Origin of the sequence: Actinoplanes sp. KI2 (genome assembly GCF_025630775.1) — a bacterium.
Classification (GTDB): Bacteria; Actinomycetota; Actinomycetes; order Mycobacteriales; family Micromonosporaceae; genus Actinoplanes.
The window spans coordinates 1-450 of the sequence record NZ_JAOSZE010000160.1; the positions used below are offsets into that span (position 1 = coordinate 1).

Here is a 450-nt window from a genome sequence, read left to right on the forward strand (position 1 = left end):
ATTGATCACGAAGGCGGAGTACCGCCGACCGCCGGACTCCGACCCCGACCACTCCGGCGAGGTGATCACCGGCGTCGGCCGGGACTGGGTGTCGGCGAACGTGATCTGCTTGCCCTCGTGCTCGGCGGACAGATCGGCCAGCTTCATCCCGGTGAGCCGCTCGAGCTGGCGGAAGCCCTGGGTGGCGAGGTGGCCGTTGGTGGTGCCGGAGAGCGCCAGGATCGCCTCGCAGGCGTGCACGTCGCGGGCGAGCGAGGGCCGGCCGTTGCGGGCCACCCCGTTCTTGTCCTTCAGGTATTCGATCTCCTTGCCGACTTCGAAGGTGACGCCCTTGGTGGTCGCGCCGAGGGTGTCCACCAGCGGTCCGAGCGAGGCCATCTTGTCGGCGACCGCGGTGTAGTCCCGCTCGACCTCGACCAGCTTCGGCATCGTCCGGCCGGGGATCGGCTG

The 450-nt window shown here is 69.6% G+C and carries 1 pseudogene; it reads right to left on the minus strand.

The window, feature by feature from the left end:
- Positions 1-450 (minus strand): annotated as a pseudogene (locus ODJ79_RS46765) (nitrate reductase subunit alpha); the annotation flags it as partial.